The sequence below is a fragment of the Alteromonas sp. ABH2_165 genome (genome assembly GCF_056159945.1).
The window spans coordinates 613,619-629,212 of record NZ_JBSWWF010000001.1; the positions used below are offsets into that span (position 1 = coordinate 613,619).

The 15,594-nt window shown below is 48.2% G+C and carries 18 protein-coding genes and 4 tRNA genes; 20 read left to right on the forward strand and 2 right to left on the reverse strand.

Going from position 1 to position 15,594, the window contains the following annotated elements; genetic code table 11:
- Positions 1-30: 30 nt before the first annotated feature.
- Positions 31-933 (reverse strand): DUF72 domain-containing protein, encoded by a 903-nt coding sequence (locus ACXAFQ_RS02640; protein WP_474818029.1) that lies wholly within the window; start codon positions 931-933, stop codon positions 31-33.
- A gap of 178 nt (positions 934-1,111) precedes the next feature.
- Between ACXAFQ_RS02640 and aspS the strand changes: the two genes are divergently transcribed.
- The 20 genes from aspS (at position 1,112) to ACXAFQ_RS02740 (ending at position 14,851) form a co-directional block, all read left to right on the forward strand.
- Positions 1,112-2,875 (forward strand): aspartate--tRNA ligase, encoded by a 1,764-nt coding sequence (aspS, locus tag ACXAFQ_RS02645; RefSeq protein WP_474818030.1) that lies wholly within the window; start codon positions 1,112-1,114, stop codon positions 2,873-2,875.
- 6 nt (positions 2,876-2,881) lie between these two features.
- On the forward strand, positions 2,882-3,319 hold the full coding sequence (gene nudB / locus ACXAFQ_RS02650) for a dihydroneopterin triphosphate diphosphatase (RefSeq protein ID WP_474818031.1): 438 nt from the start codon (positions 2,882-2,884) through the stop codon (positions 3,317-3,319).
- Positions 3,316-3,834, forward strand: a complete 519-nt coding sequence (gene ruvC, locus ACXAFQ_RS02655; RefSeq protein ID WP_070126880.1) for a crossover junction endodeoxyribonuclease RuvC — start codon at positions 3,316-3,318, stop codon at positions 3,832-3,834. The genes nudB and ruvC overlap by 4 nt, the downstream gene beginning before the upstream one ends.
- Positions 3,835-4,077: 243 nt before the next feature.
- The gene (gene ruvA, locus ACXAFQ_RS02660) at positions 4,078-4,695 is read left to right on the forward strand and encodes a Holliday junction branch migration protein RuvA (protein WP_474818033.1); all 618 of its coding nucleotides are present in this window, start codon (positions 4,078-4,080) and stop codon (positions 4,693-4,695) included.
- Positions 4,696-4,707: 12 nt separating this feature from the next.
- Positions 4,708-5,712, forward strand: coding sequence for a Holliday junction branch migration DNA helicase RuvB (gene ruvB, locus ACXAFQ_RS02665; protein WP_070126878.1), 1,005 nt, complete (start codon positions 4,708-4,710; stop codon positions 5,710-5,712).
- Positions 5,713-6,149: 437 nt separating this feature from the next.
- A complete protein-coding gene (gene ybgC / locus ACXAFQ_RS02670) occupies positions 6,150-6,554 on the forward strand; it encodes a tol-pal system-associated acyl-CoA thioesterase (protein ID WP_070126877.1) in 405 nt (134 codons plus the stop codon).
- Positions 6,544-7,224, forward strand: a complete 681-nt coding sequence (gene tolQ, locus ACXAFQ_RS02675; protein ID WP_474818034.1) for a protein TolQ — start codon at positions 6,544-6,546, stop codon at positions 7,222-7,224. The genes ybgC and tolQ overlap by 11 nt, the downstream gene beginning before the upstream one ends.
- A 21-nt stretch (positions 7,225-7,245) precedes the next feature.
- A complete protein-coding gene (gene tolR, locus ACXAFQ_RS02680; protein ID WP_070126875.1) occupies positions 7,246-7,668 on the forward strand; it encodes a protein TolR in 423 nt (140 codons plus the stop codon).
- A 9-nt stretch (positions 7,669-7,677) separates the two neighbouring features.
- Positions 7,678-8,490, forward strand: a complete 813-nt coding sequence (gene tolA, locus ACXAFQ_RS02685; protein WP_070126874.1) for a cell envelope integrity protein TolA — start codon at positions 7,678-7,680, stop codon at positions 8,488-8,490.
- Between the two features lie 5 nt (positions 8,491-8,495).
- A complete protein-coding gene (tolB, locus tag ACXAFQ_RS02690) occupies positions 8,496-9,851 on the forward strand; it encodes a Tol-Pal system beta propeller repeat protein TolB (RefSeq protein WP_474818035.1) in 1,356 nt (451 codons plus the stop codon).
- Between the two features lie 37 nt (positions 9,852-9,888).
- Entirely contained in the window at positions 9,889-10,455 is a 567-nt protein-coding gene (gene pal / locus ACXAFQ_RS02695; protein WP_474818037.1) for a peptidoglycan-associated lipoprotein Pal, read from the forward strand.
- A 23-nt stretch (positions 10,456-10,478) separates the two neighbouring features.
- Entirely contained in the window at positions 10,479-11,318 is an 840-nt protein-coding gene (gene ybgF, locus ACXAFQ_RS02700; protein ID WP_474818403.1) for a tol-pal system protein YbgF, read from the forward strand.
- A gap of 324 nt (positions 11,319-11,642) precedes the next feature.
- Positions 11,643-11,718, forward strand: a tRNA-Lys gene (locus ACXAFQ_RS02705).
- Positions 11,719-11,760: 42 nt separating this feature from the next.
- Positions 11,761-11,836 (forward strand) — tRNA-Lys (locus ACXAFQ_RS02710).
- 45 nt (positions 11,837-11,881) lie between these two features.
- A tRNA-Lys gene (locus tag ACXAFQ_RS02715) sits at positions 11,882-11,957 on the forward strand.
- 214 nt (positions 11,958-12,171) lie between these two features.
- The gene (gene nadA / locus ACXAFQ_RS02720) at positions 12,172-13,233 is read left to right on the forward strand and encodes a quinolinate synthase NadA (protein ID WP_070126870.1); all 1,062 of its coding nucleotides are present in this window, start codon (positions 12,172-12,174) and stop codon (positions 13,231-13,233) included.
- A gap of 101 nt (positions 13,234-13,334) precedes the next feature.
- Positions 13,335-13,425, forward strand: a tRNA-Ser gene (locus ACXAFQ_RS02725).
- Positions 13,426-13,710: 285 nt separating this feature from the next.
- Entirely contained in the window at positions 13,711-14,154 is a 444-nt protein-coding gene (locus tag ACXAFQ_RS02730) for a hypothetical protein (RefSeq protein ID WP_474818038.1), read from the forward strand.
- A gap of 45 nt (positions 14,155-14,199) precedes the next feature.
- Entirely contained in the window at positions 14,200-14,496 is a 297-nt protein-coding gene (locus tag ACXAFQ_RS02735) for a hypothetical protein (protein ID WP_474818039.1), read from the forward strand.
- A 52-nt stretch (positions 14,497-14,548) separates the two neighbouring features.
- Complete coding sequence (locus ACXAFQ_RS02740) at positions 14,549-14,851, forward strand: MarR family winged helix-turn-helix transcriptional regulator (RefSeq protein ID WP_474818040.1); 303 nt, start codon at positions 14,549-14,551, stop codon at positions 14,849-14,851.
- A 58-nt stretch (positions 14,852-14,909) separates the two neighbouring features.
- Here ACXAFQ_RS02740 and sodC read toward each other — a convergent pair whose 3' ends face one another.
- A complete protein-coding gene (sodC, locus tag ACXAFQ_RS02745) occupies positions 14,910-15,428 on the reverse strand; it encodes a superoxide dismutase [Cu-Zn] SodC (protein WP_474818041.1) in 519 nt (172 codons plus the stop codon).
- Positions 15,429-15,594: the final 166 nt, after the last annotated feature.

Sequence of the window (15,594 nt, forward strand, 5' to 3'; positions counted from 1 at the left end):
ATTACCTTTCTGAACTCAAGAAGCGCCGCGTCAGAACAGCGAGGTTTGCTCGGCAGCGGGTGGCGGAAACGTCAGCGTCGGTAAGGCATTTTCAGGGTAGCGGGCGTTGTAGGCATCAATAAATTCCGCCGCCAGCCACGGCGCATCGCCGTTTTCCGGTCTGTGAAAGAACATATAGGGCGTCCGGCCTTCCTGTCTCCACTGATGACATTTGCCAATCCATGGCTGCATGCAACATGTGTTCGCCTCATCATCCGTTCCGCCAACGTACCGGACCACAGGCTGCATGCCGGTGGCAATCACGTTAACCGGTAACTTCGGTTTTTTTCTTTGCACTTCTGCGGTGAGTTCATCAAGAGGCGGATTAGCAAATAATCCCCGGGTATCCATGATTACTCGGTTTGCGTTTCTTTCCATAAGCAGGCGGTTAAACTGCTGCTCTGCCTGTCCCTTTTCGAAAAACGCCGGATGGCGCACTTCTACACCCATCGCTAAGTCCTGAGGAAACTGCGACAGCATTTCTGCAATGGCAGGCAGAGATTGCGGGCCGACCCTGGCAGGAAACTGCAGCATCAGCATGCCCAGTTTCTCTTTCAGCGGGGCGAGCAGGGCAAGCTGTTTTTTGATATCCGGATGAAAAGGATCAAGCGCACCGCCGTGAGTGACGGTCTGATGTACCTTAAAATTAAAGCGAAAATTAGCCGGTGTCAGTTCAATCCAGCGCTGCACGGTTTCCTGTGACGGCAGAGAATAAAAAGTGGTATTCCCTTCTACCGAATTCATTTGTTTTGCATAGTACTCAAGCATGTTTTTTCTGGCACTGGTGTCGTTAAACCAATCTGTGGGCCAGCGTTGGTGTTGCCACTGCGGTACGCCAATGTACACAGGTGGCAGAGAATTGTTCAGTTGGCCAGGGATTTCGTTTTTTGTCATTGGGCTTTACGATGCATTTGTTTATACTATGCGACCTTATTTTTATCTAAAGTCTGAGGCTTATCCGGATTGTTCATTTAGAAGAACGCGAATATTCGGCAGCATTGAAGCACTGACAGCATCGCCATGCAAGTCAGCATCGCCAGGCAGACAACACATTACCAGAGGTTCAGGGACCATGCGCACAGATTACTGTGGGAATATTGATTCATCATATGTCGGCCAGGAAGTCACACTTTGTGGTTGGGTTAACAAGCGTCGTGACTTAGGTGGCGTTATCTTCATTGATCTTCGTGACCGCGAAGGTATTGTGCAGGTGGTCTTCGATCCGGATTTACCGGAAGTGTTGGAAGTGGCGAACAAGCTGCGTAACGAATTCTGCGTAAAACTCACCGGTAAAGTACGTCCTCGTCCTGAAGGACAAATCAACAAAGCTATGCGCACTGGTGAAATTGAAATTCTCGGCACGGGCCTGGAAATCATCAATAAGTCGGCAGTACTACCTCTGGACTGGAATCAGGAAAACTCAGAAGAGCAGCGCCTGCGTTACCGTTACCTCGACCTGCGTCGCCCGGTAATGAGCGACCGCCTGAAGTTCCGTGCCAAGGTAACCGGCGCAGTACGCCGTTATCTGGAAGAGGAAGGTTTCCTCGATATCGAAACGCCAATCCTGACCAAAGCAACGCCAGAAGGTGCCCGCGACTATTTGGTGCCAAGCCGTACTCATAAGGGCGAATTCTTTGCGCTGCCGCAGTCTCCGCAGCTGTTTAAACAACTGCTGATGATGTCGGGCATGGACCGCTACTACCAAATCGTAAAATGTTTCCGTGACGAAGACTTACGTGCTGACCGTCAGCCGGAATTTACCCAAATCGATTTAGAAACCACCTTCCTTGATGCCGATGGCGTGATGTCTATCACTGAAGGCATGATCCGCGACCTGTTCCAGAAAATGCTGAATGTCGATCTGGGCGAATTCCCGCGCATGACCTACGCAGAAGCGATGAAGCGTTTCGGTAGCGACAAACCAGACCTACGTAACCCGCTTGAGCTGGTGGACGTGGCTGACTTGCTTGAAAACGTAGAGTTTAAAGTATTCTCTGGCCCTGCTACCGACCCGAAAGGGCGTGTTGCGGTTATCCGTGTTCCGGGCGGTGCAAGTCTGTCACGTAAACAGATTGACGAGTACACCAAGTTTGTTGGTATTTACGGCGCCAAGGGCTTGGCATGGATGAAGGTTAACGAAGACAAGCCTGGTCAGGAAGGTCTGCAGTCGCCTATTTTGAAGTTCCTGTCAGAAGATATTACCGATGCGCTGCTGCAGCGCACTGGTGCGCAAGCTGGCGACATTCTGCTGTTTGGCGCAGATAACAAAAACGTTGTTACCGAAGCCATGGGCGCATTACGCCTGAAGTTAGGTGAAGATTTCGAGTTGCTGGAAGGCGACTGGAAACCGCTGTGGGTAGTAGACTTCCCGATGTTTGAAGAAGCCGACGGTGCATTGTTTGCGTGTCACCACCCGTTTACAGCACCTCGCGGCCTAACGGCAGATGAGCTGAAAGCCAACCCGGCAGAAGCCATTTCTGATGCCTACGACATGGTACTGAACGGTGTAGAGCTGGGCGGTGGTTCTGTGCGTATTCACAATCAAGACATGCAGTCAGCGGTATTCAGTATTCTGGGTATCGATGAAGAAGAAGCACAAAACAAGTTTGGCTTCCTGTTAGAAGCGCTGCAGTTTGGTGCGCCACCGCATGCAGGTTTGGCATTTGGTCTGGATCGTCTGGTCATGTTGATGACCGGTGCAACGTCTATTCGTGACGTCATGGCGTTCCCGAAAACCACCACTGCGGCGTGCCCGCTGACTGACGCACCAAGCCCGGCTAACCCGGCTGCGTTGGCAGAACTGGCGATAGCCACAGTAAAAAAAGACACTGAATAAACCCTAATGGCGTTTAAGCGACCGGAATCGGTGCTGGTGGTGCTCTATGACGAGCACCACCGAATTTTAGTGCTTCAGCGCGATGACGACCCGGAGTTCTGGCAATCGGTAACGGGTACCGTCGAGCAGGGTGAAAAGCCTGTCGAAACAGCCCTGCGCGAGGTAGCAGAGGAAACGGGTATTGTGCTGGTTTCCGCACAGCTGAAGAACTGCTTTCAAATTAACCGCTATCTCATTCGTAAACGATGGCTCCATCGTTATCCCCCAGGCACCCAATACAATACCGAACATGTGTTTACTGCCCAGGTTCCCTCTACAGCGAACATCATTCTTACCGAACATTTAGCCCACGAGTGGCTAAGCAAACCCCTTGCGTTAATGCGTTTATGGTCGCCATCTAACCGCGATGCAGCAGAAGCATTTGTACCTGGACCACTAACATGATTATACTGGGTATAGATCCAGGGTCGCGAATTACCGGCTATGGTGTCATCGCCAGAAAGCAGGGAAAATTAGTGTACCTGGGAAGTGGTTGTATCCGTGTGAAAAGTGATGTGATGGCCGATCGACTGGCGCAAATTTTTGCTGGTGTAGGTGAAGTGATTCGCCAATTTAGCCCGCAACAGTTCGCCATCGAACAAGTGTTTATGGCTAAAAATCCTGACTCGGCATTAAAGTTGGGGCAGGCCAGAGGGGCCGCAATTGTTGCCGCAACGCAGGCTGAACTGCCGGTGGCTGAATATTCCGCTAGGCAAATTAAGCAAGCGGTGGTAGGAAAAGGCAGCGCCGAGAAAACCCAGGTGCAGCACATGGTGAAACATTTGCTGAATCTGCCAGGCACACCTCAAGCTGATGCGGCCGATGCCCTGGCTGTGGCACTGTGTCACGCCCACACGGAACAAAGTCTAATTAACATGGCGGGACAGGCCAGCAAAACCGTCCGTCGCCGCTTGCGCTGAATCGGTGCTAGTAGGCTCTTTGGGAGCCACGTGTCGGTGCCGTTTAAAACACGCCGTGAACCCATCCCTGGGGGCTCTGCTGCAGCATCCATGCTGCAGAAGGTTTTAAACGTCCCCGACAAGTGTCTCTGCAAGCCTTTCGCACCTGAAAAGGTAAGCATGGCTATTTTTGCAGTTGCGCACGAATTGCCTGCAAAATTTAAGCGGGCATCTAGTCCGGCACCTAATTTGGTTATCAAATAAATGATTGGAAGAATTGAAGGGCGATTATTAGAAAAACAGCCCCCGGAAGTATTAATCGATGTGAATGGCATTGGCTATGAAATTCAAATGCCGATGACCAGTTTTTATCAATTACCAGCAGTGGGTGAGAGTGTGGCAGTTTATACACACTTTGTGGTGCGCGAAGACGCCCAGTTACTGTTTGGTTTTGCCGATAAAATGGAACGGGAGCTGTTCCGCGAACTGATTAAAGCCAATGGTGTGGGGCCGAAGTTGGGCCTTACCATTCTGTCTGGCATGTCTGCAGGACAATTCCTAATTAGCGTACAGAACGAAGATGTGAGTGCGCTGGTAAGTCTACCGGGTATTGGCAAGAAAACTGCCGAAAGGCTGGTGGTTGAACTGAAAGACCGACTGGCGAAGTTCGGTAAGCAACAAGCTGTTCCAATGCCTGTAGACGTCGACGCCAAATTCATGAATACTATCGTGCCGGTAAACGATGCCAGAGAAGAAGCGCAAAGTGCACTGATTGCCTTAGGGTATAAACCTGCTCAGGCCAGTAAGCTGGTTGAATCTGTTTATCAGGACGGTATGGGTAGCGAAAGTCTCATTCGCGAAGCTTTAAAAGCGGCACTTTAACGGAAATTTTTGATGATTGAAGCTGATAGACTGATTGCCCCTTCTGCTACTACGGAAGACGAAGTCATTGACCGCGCCATTCGGCCAAAAATGCTGTCTGACTACACCGGTCAGCCTCACGTGTGTGAGCAGATGGAAATTTTTATTCAGGCTGCCCGCAACCGCGAAGATGCGCTGGATCATCTGTTGATTTTTGGTCCGCCAGGGCTGGGTAAAACCACCCTGGCAAACATCGTGGCTAATGAGATGGGTGTGAACATCAAAACTACCTCCGGCCCGGTACTAGAAAAAGCGGGCGATTTAGCGGCACTGCTGACTAACCTCGAAAAGAACGATGTGTTGTTTATCGATGAAATACATCGCTTGAGTCCGGTGGTAGAAGAAATCCTTTATCCAGCCATGGAAGACTATCAGTTAGATATCATGATTGGCGAGGGGCCTGCGGCCCGTTCTATCAAGCTCGATTTACCGCCGTTTACGCTGGTGGGAGCGACTACCCGGGCCGGTTCGTTGACATCACCACTGCGAGACCGCTTTGGTATTGTTCAGCGTCTTGAGTTTTACAACGTTAAAGATCTCACCACCATTATTCAGCGTAGCGCTAGCTACTTGAATTTAGACATGGACGAAGAGGGGGCTCAAGAAGTGGCCCGTCGCTCCCGCGGCACGCCACGTATTGCTAACCGCTTGTTACGTCGTGTACGAGACTATGCCGAAATAAAAGCCGATGGACAGGTACACGCCGATGTCGCGGCGAAAGCCCTGGATATGCTCGATGTAGACAAAGAAGGCTTCGACTATATGGATAGAAAGCTGCTCACTGCCATTATTGACAAGTTTGATGGTGGTCCGGTAGGTCTGGATAACCTGGCTGCTGCTATTGGTGAAGAGAAAGAAACCATCGAGGATGTGATTGAGCCTTTCCTTATTCAGCAAGGGTTCTTACAGCGCACGCCGCGGGGACGCATTGTTTCTCAACGGGCCTATTTACATTTCGGATTTGAACCTGAATCCTGATATCTCCCCTATATATACAGGAAAGAACAGCCGTTTTTTCCTTTTTCTTTCTATTCATGTATCTTTCAGGCAGTTTTCAACAGGCATAAAAAAAGCCCGCTCAAAATGAACGGGCTAAAACAACAAGTGTTGAAGGAAATAAATCCAGGGAACTCATGTCAATCAGGAGAAAACTCGTGTGAAACGTCTTTCAACTGTTTCACTCTGTTCGACAGATGACGCGCATTATAAAGCGTATTTTTACCCTGGCAATTGAGTAAAATTATATTTTTTAATTAGAAAAACTAATGTGTTAATTCAGTGTTATCAATATGGTTGCTATTCGCTGTTAACCTTGATTTATCGGCGATCTATCGCCAAAAACAGACCATTTGGTGGGTGCTGAACGTTGAATTATACTGTGACAGTTTCATTACATTTTTATAGTGGAGTATTGCATGGCTACCCATACCCTGAAAGTCAGGGTTTACTATGAAGACACCGATGCCGGAGGCATCGTCTATTATGCCAATTATTTAAAGTTCATGGAGCGTGCGCGCACAGAGTGGTTGCGGGAGCTTGGCTATGAACAAGACAAGTTAATGGAACAATCCATAGCCTTTGTCGTCAAACGGGTTGAAATGCATAACCATGCGCCAGCAAGATTTAATCAATTGTTGAGTATTGAATCGCAAATTGTAGAATTGAAGGGCGCAAGCCTGACGTTCAGGCAACTAATAAAAGATCCGCATGACAAATTGATTGTTTCGGCGGACATAAAAATTGCATGTGTCGACCCTGTGGCAATGAAGCCACGGAAAGTACCAGCCACTTTATTAGGGGATTTATCCAGTGGAATCTGATTTAACGTTTATCGGACTTTTTTTACAGGCCAGCTTTGTAGTACAGCTCATCATGTTATTGCTGTTGGGTGTTTCCATTGCTTCCTGGACATTTATCTTCCAGCGCACTAAAGCGCTAAATGCCGCAGACAAAGAGATGCGCCAGTTTGAAGACAAATTCTGGTCCGGTGCCGACCTTAACCGCCTTTATCAGGAATTGTCTGCCCGCTCAGATGTAAAAGGCATGGCCAATATTTTCTGTGCAGGATTTAAAGAGTTTGTGCGTTTACGCAAAGGAAGCACGCCTGTAAACGGCATTGTCGACGGTACATATCGTGCCATGCGTGTATCCATGTCACGCCAAGTAGAAGAATTGGAAAGCCGTTTACCGTTCCTCGCCACCGCGGGTTCCATTAGCCCTTACATCGGCCTGTTTGGCACGGTGTGGGGTATCATGAATGCCTTCATTGCCTTAGGCGAAGTGCAACAAGCCACTCTGGCGATGGTTGCGCCGGGCATTGCAGAAGCGCTGATTGCTACTGCAATCGGTTTGTTTGCTGCTATTCCAGCTGTTATTGCCTACAACCGCTTCAGCCACAAAGTTGAAAAGCTTGAAAATAGCTATGGCAATTTTATGGAAGAATTTTCTGCGATTCTGCAGCGCCAGGCCTCAGCAGCGCAACCACAATAACTTTCGCACTGGAGAACGAGTATGTATACCCGTAAACGACGTCGTCCGGTATCCGAAATCAATGTGGTGCCTTACATCGACGTTATGTTGGTGCTGTTAATCATCTTTATGGTCACCGCGCCACTTATCTCACAGGGCGTGAAAGTCGAACTGCCAAAAGCCAGTGCCCAGCCAATTGAACAGGAAGATACGCCGCCGCTCATTGCGTCAGTAGATGTGCAAGGCAATTACTATCTAAATATTGGTAACGATCAGGAAACTGCTTTAGGTACGCAAGAGCTTACCGCCCTTGTCGCTGAGAAGTTAAAAGCCGAGCCGCAAACGCCCGTTGTGGTGAAAGGCGACGGTCAGGTAGCGTATAACGAAGTCATTCAGTTGATGGTGTTGCTACAGCAGGCGGGCGTGCCGTCAGTTGGCCTGATGACCGATCCTGTAGACGAATAGTCATAAAGTATGCGTAAATTAAATTCTAATCAGCAAGCATTAGCTAAAGCCATTGGCGTTCATGTGGCGATTGCTGTAGTGTTGCTAATTAGCGTCAGTTTTTCTCCTGAGCCTTTCGAGCCGGTGAGCAACAGTGATGCGCCTGTTATACAGGCGACTTTCATTGATGCTCAAGCAATCGCCGACAAGAAGAAAGCCGAGGAAGCTGCTGCAGCGAAAGCCCAGGCTGAAGCAAACGAGCGTCAGCGCAAGGCACGTGAAGCCGCTGCGGCGGAGAAGAAGCGTAAGGCTGACGCGGCCGCTCGACAGGCAGCAGAGAAAAAGGCGGCCGACAAAAAACGCCGGGAAGAAGCTGAACGTAAAAAGCAGCAAGAACTGAAACAGCTAGCCGCACAAAAAGAGAAAGATCGTAAGGCCAGGGAAGCCCGTGAAAAGGCTGAAGCCGAGCGAAAAGCAAAAGAAGCGGCTGAAAAAGCAGAACAGGACAGGATCTTGCAAGAGCAGCTTAAAGCGGAACAAGCTGCGCAGGCTCAGCGTCGTAGGAAGCAGGTGATGAGTGAGGTCGATCGTTATCGCGCGCTAATTACTGCAACCGTACAACGATTCCTGATTGCGGATGACAGCTTTAAAGGAAAAGAGTGTAAATTAAATATTCGCCTCGCAACTTCGGGTTATGTTACCCAGGTCACTCGTCGGGGCGGTAATGACGCACTTTGCCGTGCAGCAGAAACAGCCGTTCGTCGGCCGGATAAATTGCCTGTATCTGATGATCCGGCTGTATACGAACAAATAAGAGATATAAACATAACGGTGAGACTGTAGTGACGATGAGAAATATCAGGATGTTATTAGGTCTGGTTCTACTGAGCATCAGTGGCCTGGCCAACGCTTCATTAGAAATTGTGATCACCGAAGGGGTAGACAGTGCGCGTCCTATTGGCGTAGTGCCGTTCAAGTGGGGTGGTCCCGGTCAGATGCCGGAGAACATTTCGGATGTGGTTACCGCGGATTTAACCCGCAGTGGTAAATTTAATCCTATTGCTCGGGCAAAAATGCCTCAGCAGCCTACGACCGACAAACAGGTTAATTACAATGCCTGGGCCAAAGCGGGCGTCGATACTATTTTAGTGGGTACCATTACCCCGGAAGGCACAGACAAGTATCGTGTGTCTTACGAACTGATCGACGTGTTACGAGGCCAGGTAACAGGTGGTAAATCCCAGGGCATGAGCAATGGTAAACTAGCAAACAGTGCCGACCATGTTATCGATAGTCGTCAGGCTGTAATCAGTTCTGCAGATTTTCGCCAATACGCTCACCGCATCAGCGATGTGGTGTATGAGAAACTCACCGGTGAACGTGGTGCCTTCCTGACTCGCTTGGCTTATGTTGTTGTGCGTGATCGCAAAACCAATAAATTACCCTACCAGTTGGTTATTTCAGACTACGATGGTGAGAACGAAACCCGCTTGTTGTCGTCACCAGAGCCATTGATGTCACCGGCATGGTCTCCAGATGGAGAAAAGCTGGCATATGTGAGCTTCGAGAACAAACGTCCGCAGATTATCATTCAGGATATTTACACCATGAAACGGCAGACGATGACGGATTTCCCCGGCATCAACGGTAGTCCGGTATTTTCACCTGATGGAAAGAGTCTGGCCATGGTGTTGTCGAAAGACGGAAATCCTGAAATCTATGTTATGGATATTGCAACAAAAAATCTGCGCAGAATCACCCGTAACCGCGCTATTGATACTGAGCCAGGTTGGTTACCAGACGGTAGTGGGTTAATTTTTAGCTCGGAACGGGGTGGTAAACCTCAGATTTATAGCGTAAATTTATCTTCCCGGAAGGTAAGACGCCTTACATTTGAAGGCGAGCAGAATCTTGGCGGTACCATCACACCTGATGGCAGGCAGATGGTTTTGGTGAATCGCACCCGTGGTGATTACCATATCGCTAAACTTGGATTGGAAAATGGCGGCATACAGGTACTGACGAAAACCTTTTTGGATGAGTCTCCGAGTATTGCCCCGAATGGAAGCATGATTATTTACAGTACCCTTCATGAGGGCACTCAGGTACTATCTTTAGTGTCACTGGATGGGCGCTTTAAAGCCAGGTTACCAGCCACAAATGGACAAGTGAAGTCGCCGAGTTGGTCACCATTTTTGTTATAAAACAGATAAACATAAATAAAATATAAGGATTAAGAGGATGCAAATGAACAAAGTAATGAAAAGCTTCATTATTGCCTTACCGGTGGTGACTATGATGGCTTGTTCTTCAGGCCCTTCTGAGGAAGAGTTAGCCGCAGAGCGTAACCGTGTTGCGCAAGAACAAGCAGAAGCAGAGCGCCAGGCTCGTGAAGCAGAAGCTGCACGCGTACAGGCTGAAGCTGCTCAGCGCGTTCAACGTATGAAAGAAATTGTTGAAGAGCAGAAGGCTGCACTGAAACAAGAGCAAACGGTTTACTTCGATTTCGACCGTTCAACGATTAAAGCGGAATTCCAAACTCTGTTAGATAAGCACGCTGAGTTCCTGGTACAAAATCCAGATCAAAACGTGGTTATCGAAGGTCACACTGACCAACGTGGTACACCAGAATACAACATTGCACTGGGCGAGCGTCGTGCACAGGCAGTTGAAACCTATCTGATGAATGCTGGTGTAAGCAGCAGCCAGATCTCAACCGTTTCTTACGGTGAAGAGAAGCCAGCAGTTATGGGTTCTACCGAATACGCGATGGCACAAAATCGTCGTGGTATCGTTGTTTACCAATAAGGGCTTAAGCTTTGGTTAAACCAATGATTCAGGGCGTCACCTTGTGTGCCGCCCTTTGTATTTCAGCAGTGGCACAGGCGCAAGCTCCGGTCTACGACCTTGGCAATTCGCCTCAGGCATCCTCAGCGTCTTCTGGCGCGCCGTCTAGCACACTGGAACAGCGTATTTCTGTTCTTGAGCGGATGGTCGACAGCCGTACGCAAATGCAACATCGCTTACAGCAGCAAATCGATACCATGCAAGGTGAAATTGATGAGCTCCGTGGTACGGTTGAAGTACACACTAATCAGCTAGAAAAAGTACTCGAGCGCCAGCGTGAGTTATATCTAGAGATTGATAAGCGAGTTGAAGCATTGAAGCAAGCGGGAATTGGCGCAGCGTCGTCAGCAGATCCTCAGGCTGCTTACACGCCGCCAGCGACACCAGCCGCTTCACGTCCTACGCAGAGTCAGCCCGCGGCAAGCACAAGTTCTGCTGCGAGGAACGATCAAAGCGACAGTGACGCTTACGAGGCCGCTGTGAATCTTATTCTCAAATCGGGTGAGTATGACAGGGCAATCGCCTCGTTACAGTCGTTCCTGAGCGATTATCCTGATAGCTCATACGTCCCTAATGCCCATTACTGGCTCGGGCAGATTTTGTTCCGTGAACAGCAATGGGATGCCGCTTATGAGCAGTTTGATACTGTCGTTAATCAGTACAGCGACTCAGCCAAGCGTCCAGATGCGATTTTTAAGCTGGGTATGATTGCGGAAAGGCAGGGGAATGCGAATAAAGCCCGTTCGTTATTCGAACAGGTGATCAAGGAGTATCCTGATTCAGCCGCAACGAAACTTGCTCAATCACGTATGTCAGGCGTTTAACGTTTTTAAAAACCTCCTTCGGGAGGTTTTTTTAATTTCGTGTCTCTGCAATTCCCATGATTAATTTGTACCTTATCGTTTTTTACCGATAAAGGTTGTCTTTTTCACACTTCCTTCGTACCAATTGTAACCAGTGGAAATATCCTCTATTCATAATAACTTGCCGGAATTAGCAGGTTTACTGAACGATTTGATTTCATTTTGAGCGTTTGAACGGATAAGGACAGAAAAACACAAATAAATGCGTATTTTGGGTTGCGCTGCCTCAGAATATGAGTATTATATGCCGCCGTTGCCACAGAGTGGTGACGAAGAAAAGCGAATGGGTCGTTAGCTCAGTTGGTAGAGCAGTTGACTTTTAATCAATTGGTCGCTGGTTCGAATCCAGCACGACCCACCATTCTCTAAAATGAATAATTCGCCTTTCGCGCAATCAAAAGATGGGTCGTTAGCTCAGTTGGTAGAGCAGTTGACTTTTAATCAATTGGTCGCTGGTTCGAATCCAGCACGACCCACCATCTTTTCCAGTCGGAAAGACATCTTTTAAATTGCAATCAAATGATGGGTCGTTAGCTCAGTTGGTAGAGCAGTTGACTTTTAATCAATTGGTCGCTGGTTCGAATCCAGCACGACCCACCATCTCTTCTTGATTGCACACTCACTCAGAAATATCCTAGTAATCACACGCTATCTATCATTCCAAGCTGAATAGTCATTACTTTACTTTCAAGCCACGTTATTCTTTCGTCTGATAATCCGCGATAACCTTATATTCGTAGCTTAACAGTATGTAATTTTTATGACAGTCGGGTATAATCCGTCGCCCTATTGTCCATAATTCAGGCTACTTGTTATGTCTATTGCTTTCAGAGTCGATCAAGTTGATTATCCGTTCCCAGCAAAGCCTGCGCCGTTAAGCGCAGAACGCAAAGCTGAACTTAAAGAACAGATCAAACAACTGCTCAAAGATCGCAACGCTGTTCTGGTGGCACATTACTATACTGATCCCGAAATTCAGGCACTGGCAGAAGAAACCGGTGGTTGTGTGGCTGACTCGCTGGAAATGGCGCGCTTTGGTCGAGATGCCGAAGCCGACACCCTCATTGTTGCCGGCGTGCGCTTTATGGGCGAAACCTCAAAAATTCTCAGCCCTGAGAAAACCGTGCTAATGCCCAATCTGGAAGCTACTTGCTCTTTGGATTTAGGTTGTCCAATTGAAGAATTCAGCGCATTTTGTGATGCCCATCCTGATCACACCGTGGTGGTGTATGCAAATACCTCGGCGGCAGTAAAAGCGCGCGCAGACTGGGTTGTGACTTCCAGTATTGCGCTTGAAATTGTTGAGCACCTGGACGAGCAGGGCAAACCCATTATCTGGGGGCCAGACCGTCACTTAGGTTCATACATTGCTAACAAGACTGGCGCTGAGATGTTGATGTGGCAGGGCGAATGTATCGTGCACGATGAGTTTTCGGCACAGAAGCTCAATGATATGAAAGCTTTGTATCCTGATGCGGCAATTCTGGTGCATCCTGAGTCTCCGGCAAGTGTGGTAGACCTGGCAGATGCTGTTGGCTCAACCAGCCAGCTTATCAAAGCTGCTGAAGATATGCCGAATCAAACCTTCATTGTGGCCACAGACAAAGGCATTTTTTATAAGATGCAACAACTGATGCCACAAAAGACGTTTATAGAAGCCCCGACGGCCGGTAACGGCGCAACCTGTAAAAGTTGTGCTCACTGCCCGTGGATGGCAATGAACGGCTTACAGGCCATCTACAACAGCCTGACGGAAGGCGTAAACGATCACGAAATTCATGTGGACCCGGCACTACGTGAAAAAGCGCTCATTCCACTGGATCGCATGTTGAACTTCTCTGCAGAATTAAAACGTAAACAAGCCGTAAGTGCTTAATTATAAAGCAGTCGGCGAATTTTTACTGACTTTTGCTTGATTCAGCGACGGAGTTTCCCTACTATACGCGCGCTCGACGATAAACCGTCGACACACAATTTGGAGAGATGGCTGAGTGGCTGAAGGCGCACGCCTGGAAAGTGTGTATACGTTAATAGCGTATCGAGGGTTCGAATCCCTCTCTCTCCGCCAGATTACCTCAAGGCCTCGCGGTTCGCGGGGCTTTGTTGTTTTTAGGACTTGGAAAATCACTTCTACCCTCTACGTGTGCAAGAAATCCTGAGATCAGCGCCATCTGTGCCTGGTTTCCAAGCAACATTTATGATTGATACTTTGCGACTGAGGCACAATTGATCAAAGTAGGAAGCTGAGTCAGACTAGCTGATGCCTGCAAAAACTAGTCTTTACAGTGTCAGCAAAAAAGCGTGACATTTCTAGTCCTCTTTAATGTTCTGCCAGACAAGCAAAAGGAACTCAATGAGCATTATCAGAAAAGTAAGAAAATCAGTTTGGAATCTCGGTGCAACTTTTTTCTTTATATGGTTTGGATTCAAGTGCCTGGGCTATGGAATGGATCTTTTAAGAATTGAAGGCCCGTCATTGTGCTCTCATACCAACGTTGCTGAATTTATTTCACCGAATGGTAAAAAAATTGCGAAGCTTGGCTATTCAGAATGTGGAGCAACAACCAACTGGCAGACGGGAATAATCATTGTAGATGTAGAATCAGGTAAAGAGTATGCCGGATTCTTTGGATTAGATGGTAAGCCCGACAATCTACATGTGACTTGGACGTCAGATACAGAATTAACGTTTAGCCGCTTTCCAGTAGAAAAATTACTCTGGTTCAATCAGGATTATATGTCTGGTGTGATAGTAAAAATTGAGACCAGTATGGCTTCAGCCAATATTTTACATTAACAGGCTGATTAGGGCAGGGATCTTTGAAATGATCACAGGAAATCTATGAAACCACTATTTATTCTCGTACTGTTAGTTGGACTGGTTGGATGCATGAATCCTGCTGCAACCGGGCCTCAGTTTTCTGGGGTAATGCCGAGCAATACTGATAAGACACTGATTTATTTTTATCGGCCATTAGAAAATGATGGCGGTACGGTTTGTTTTAAAGTTTTACTCAATGACGTTGAAAAGGGGGGCCTTGGTACAAAAGGTTTTCTGGCGTTTATGTCAGCCATTTTGCTTACACCGTCCTCGTTTATGCTCTGGAGAAAAAAGTACGAGAGAGCATTACCGCTTTAGCGGTTTAATTTGGAAAACTATCCTCGGGCTCAACTCTACACTGGCAGAATATATGGTGCTGGATTGTCTGGTTTCTGTACCTAATAAATCGCTGCGTCGGATAGACATCGCAGACGCACTGGGCAGAACTGGCTCTGGCGTTACGTGCATGCTGATGCCGATGGAAAAAATTGGATTCATTGGTCGCGATACCAACGAGCGTGATTCGAGGGTAAGTCTGGTCAGGCTCACGGAAGCAGGAGAGAAGCTTTATCAGTACGCGTCAGCGACACTGGAGCAGAAATCGGCCTCTGTATTGAGTGACCTGAGTGAAAGTCAGGTTCAGGAACTCAGCCAGATGCTTAAAGCATCATAAAACAAAACCGCCATACAGGCGGTTTTGTTGTTTATGGTTAGAAGTGAAAGGCCTCAGATTATGACTTAATCACACCGCACAGCGCCCTGGCACCGCCACCACCAAGTTTTTCAGGGGCATCAGAATAGTTATCACCGCCTTGGTGAATCATCAATGCACGGTCTTTCAGGTCGTCCATGGTTAAGCGGGGAGCGAGTACGGGATGCGTTGCCATGCCGTCACTGTCTACTAGCAGGATAGGGAGGTCGCCGAGATGGCTGTTGTCTGCCCAGGGGTAGCCATGCTGTCCCGTCTTCTCCGGATCGAGGTGACTGCCTGCAGCACCCGCTGGTACGGTTTTACCGTCTTTTTCAGCACTTTCACAAGAGGCGTTCTCGTGTACATGGAAACCATGTCCGCCCGGCGCTAAACCTTCCAGGGAGGGGGTGAACACCAATCCATATTCGCTATCACTGATCATTACTTCACCGGCTGCCTCGCCGGAAGAGGGGTCCATCATATAAACCGTCAACTCGTCATCAGCCAATGCGGCTGTAGTAGTAAGTGCAATCGATAAGGCAATAGCAGCTTTCTTCATTGTGATACTCCGTGATCCGATTTGAATTATTTGCCGTCACAGAGGAGCTGCCTTTCATGCAACGTCAGTTAACCATTTCTACTCATGCCCTTGTGCAAAGAGATCAATGAAATATCCAACAAGCATAAAAAAGCAGCCGATTGGCTGCTTTGTTCATAGGTGTTTT